Here is a 4,210-nt window from a genome sequence, read left to right as displayed (position 1 = left end):
GTGTGCGACACCCCGGGGGTGTTGTCCACGAAATTGGTGATCAGCCAGTTCAGGTTCTGTGCGGCCTGGCTCATCTGACTCAACTCAACGCTCCTGGTGGTTCGAGCCGCCGAAGAGATCGGTGCTGCTCTGCTGTCCGTTGCCGGAACCGCCCCGGTCGGGGTCGATCCGGAAGCTCCCGGTGGAGCCGTCGCCGCTCGCGCTGCGGCCCTGCTCGACGCCGCGGCGCAGGTTGGTCAGCCGGCCGCGGACCTCCTCGGGGCTGCGGGAGACCTGCGGGCCGTCCTGCGGGAGGTCCTGCGGGGCTGCCTTGGCGTTGCCGGCGACCAGGTTCTGCTTGGGCACCCGGCGCGGCAGGCCGGAGGGCGTGGTGCCGCCGGCCGCGGGCTCGCGCAGCTGCTCGGCGCGCTGCCAGTCGCTGTCGTTGGGCGACTGCCAGGCCGCGTTCGGCGAGCTGGTCGGCCCGGTCGGGCCGTAGCCGCCGAGCGCCGACACCTCGTGGCTGCGGTTGTCCGGGAGGCCGGACGAGGTGTCCTTGGCACCGGCGAACCAGTTCGGGCTCTCGCTGCCGCCCTGGTTGCCGAAGGCCGACGGGCCGCCGAAGCCGCCACCGACCGCCCGGTTCGAACCGGCCCCGCCACTGCTCAGCTGCTGGCCGGGACGCCGCTGCGGCAGACCCGAGCCCTGCGGGCCGGACTGCGGCGCCGCCGGGGGCAGCGCGGCCGGCTCGGCCGGGTACGCCTCGGGGGTGTACGGGTGGTCCGCGGCCTGGTCGGGCCGACCGCCGAACGGCTGGTTCTGCTCGAACTGCTGTCCGGTGCGGCCGTACTGGTCCTCGCGGTAGCCGTAGTCGCCGGAGTACTGGTCCTCGCGGTAGGCCTGGGGCTGGTACTGCTCCTGGCCGTACTGCTGCTGGCCCTGGTACTGCTGGTGGTACTGCTGCCCGCCCTGCTGGTAGCCGTAGTCGTCCGCGTACTGCTGGCGGCCGTACGGGTCCTGCTGGGCGTTCTGCTGGCCGTTCTGCTGGCCGCTCTGCTGGTAACCCTGGGCCTGGTACTGGTCCTGGCCGTACTGGTAGCCCTCGTCGGCGCCCTGCTGGTAGCCGTAGGGCTCGGCGGGAGTCGGCGGGACCTCCTCCAGCTCGGCCTCGATGACCTCCTCGCCCTCCAGGGACTCGGGGGCGGCGTCCAGGGCGGCGCGGCGGCGCTGCTGGTCCAGGCGCTGGGAGCGCTGCATGGCCTCCAGCGCCGGGCTGAAGCCGCTGCTGCCGCTGTTGCCGGTCAGGTGGTCGTCGAAGCCCAGTTCGGCAGCGCTGCGCTGGCCGGCCGGGATCTCCTGGGCCCAGGCCTCCTGCGGCTCCTGCTCGAAGATCCGCGAGACGGTGAACTGCTCCTCGGGCTCCGGCGCGTGCCGCATCTGGGTGAGGAACGGCGGGAGCATGACCAGCGAGGTGGTGCCGGCCGACTCGCCGGAGGGGCGCAGCTGCACGCGGATGTCGTGTCGCTGGGACAGCCGGCCGACCACGAAGAGGCCCATGCGGCGCGAGATGGTGGCGTCGACCGTGGGCGGCTCGGCCAGCTTCTCGTTGATCTCGGCGAAGTCCTCGGCGGTGAGGCCGATGCCCTTGTCGTGGATCTCGACCAGCACCCGGCCGTCCGGCAGGCCGGTGGCGTTGACCAGCACGCGGGTCTGCGGGCTGGAGAACGTGGTGGCGTTCTCCAGCAGCTCGGCGAGCAGGTGGACGAGGTCGGTCACGGCGGCGCCGACGATCTCGGCCTCCGGGATGCCGGAGAGCTCGACACGCTCGTACTGCTCCACCTCGGAGGCGGCGGCGCGGAGCACGTCGACCAGCGGGACCGGGGTGTTCCAGCGGCGGCCGGCCTCCTCGCCCGCGAGGACGAGCAGGTTCTCACCGTTGCGGCGCATACGGGTCGCGAGGTGGTCCAGCTTGAAGAGGTTCTCCAGCTGGTCCGGGTCGGCCTCGTTGTTCTCCAGCTCGGTGATCAGCGCCAGCTGGCGCTGGATCAGGCCCTGGCTGCGACGCGACAGGTTGGTGAAGATCGCGTTGACGTTGCCTCGGAGCAGGGCCTGCTCGGCGGCCAGCGAGACCGCCTGCTGGTGGACCTGGTCGAAGGCGCGGGCGACCTCGCCGATCTCGTCCTTGCCCCAGAGCGGAATCTGGGCCACCGCGGTGTCCACCCGCTCGGGGTCGGTCTTGGAGAGCTTGTCGACGAGGTCCGGCAGACGGTGGTTGGCGATGTCCAGCGCGGCGGTGTTCAGGACGCGCATACCGAGGATCATCGAGCGGGCGATGAAGCCGGTGAGCAGACCGGCCAGTGCGAGCGCGGCGACCACGATGGCCGAGTTGAGGATCGCGTCGAACTGCGCGTTGGTCTTGATGTCCTGGGTGTTGGAGACGACCTGGTCGAGCAGCTTGCTCTCGCCGGTGCGCAGCGCGGTCAGGTGGCTGCCGGTCGCCTGCATCCAGTTGGCGGTGTTGAGGCCTTCCTTCTGGGCGGTGTCGAAGCTGTGGTCGGCCGCGGCCTCACCGTTGCTCATACCGGCCAGGGCGGCGTCGGTGTACGAGAGCCCGATGTTCATCAGGCCCTGCATGGTCGGGATGGAGTTGTTGTCCGGCATCCGCAGCGGCGAGCGCGCGTCCTCGGCGGCCTGCTGGACCAGGGCGTCCGAGTAGACCTTGGCGTCCTCGGGGGTGCTACCGGTGCTGAACTCGTTGAGCGCCGTCTGCTCCAGCTTGGCGGAGACCAGCAGGGTCTGGATCAGCTCGCCGTTCTCGTACTTGGTCACCGACTTGGTGCCGATGCCGACGAGCAGGGTGAGCATCAGCGAACGCTGGCTGGAGGCCGAGGCCTTGGCCAGCGACAGGGCGTAGATCGCGCGGCCCTTGCTGGTGACGTCGGAACTGCCGTAGCCGACGGAGTTGTCGATGGCCAGCAGCGGGGCGAACAGCGTGGAGTACGCGGCCTGGGTCGCGGTGGCGAACAGCTCGGGCTTGTAGGCGTTGTCCCGCAGGTGCGGGAGGTCGATCACCAGCTGCTGGAAGGCCTCGTTGCGGCGGGCCAGCGTGGCGTCGCCGGAGACCTTCTTGAACGCGGCGTTGTACGCGGCCAGCGCCTTGTCGGTCCTGGCGCGCAGCTTGGGTATCGAGCCCTGGTCGTCGCGGCCGGTCATCAGCGGGATCACCGAGAGGTCGCGCTCGGACTGCAGCGCGTCCGCCAGCTCGGTGGCGGAGCGGGCCAGCTCGGCGGTCTTCTCCGCGTGATCGGCCGTGGTGAACTGGTCGATCGAGGTGTTGACGCGCAGACCGCCGAAGACCAGGCCGATGACGACCGGGATCAGCAGGATGGAGACCAGTCGGGTCGGCACGCGCCAGTTGCGCGGTGCCAGGAAGTCGTACTTGCCGGAGCTCTGCCGGAGTTCCTCGGTGGTCCGGCCGGCGTTCGGCGCGTCGGGCCGGGGGCCCTTGGCGTCCTTCCTGCCGTCGTCCCTGCCCGAGTTCGCGCGCTTGGGCGCTCCACTCGGCGAGCCCGGTCCGCCCGGTCCGCTGAGGACCTGGGGCGACGGGCCGGGGGACGTACGGTCCTCACCGGCCCGGGTGAACGCAGAGAACCCGCCGGTCGATGGCTGGCCGCTACCGACCGCCTCGTTCTCGCGGGGCTCGGAGCGCCGCTGCGGGGTGCTTGGCTGCTTACGCCTCACTCGACAACAACCTCTCGGCCGCCTGGCGGCCATGGATCAATCCAGCGGCTTTCCCCCGCTTGCCGCAGCCCGCTGCTGGGTGGAACGTTCCCTGGGTGACACGGGGTAGCTGGAATTCCAGCACGTGCGGGGAAACGGAACAAACAGTCATCTGTATGCGATGGGTAAGGAACAAATCGGACATTACCTAACGATGCTGGCAAAACTCGGGCCAGATGCTGCAGAGTGGGTCGAAATCGCGACTCTGTGTTACTTTCGATCTTTAAATGCCTACCGAACTGTTATGCACCGCTGTGAACCTGCCCACTTCCGCTGTGAAGGGAAGTGGGCAGGTTCGCGCTTTCTGTGTCGATGACCTGGGCGAATGTTCCGCTCCAGGCCTCGTTGCCGGTCAGCGCAGTCGGGCGAGGAGGGCGTGCTCGACGAGGGTGATGAGGGCGCTTTTGGCGCTGTCGCGTCGGCGGGCGTCCAGGGTGATGACGGGGGTGTC

Annotated in this window: 1 protein-coding gene; it reads right to left on the bottom strand. The window is 69.9% G+C overall.

The features are described from left to right. Positions 1–84: 84 nt before the first annotated feature. Complete coding sequence (locus UK12_RS31990; protein ID WP_052682397.1) at positions 85–3,720, bottom strand: sensor histidine kinase; 3,636 nt, start codon at positions 3,718–3,720, stop codon at positions 85–87. Between the last annotated feature and the right edge of the window lie 490 nt (positions 3,721–4,210).

It is taken from the genome of Saccharothrix sp. ST-888 (assembly GCF_000955975.1).
Classification (GTDB): Bacteria; Actinomycetota; Actinomycetes; order Streptomycetales; family Streptomycetaceae; genus Kitasatospora.
This window is presented reverse-complemented; position numbering and strand designations above follow the sequence as displayed.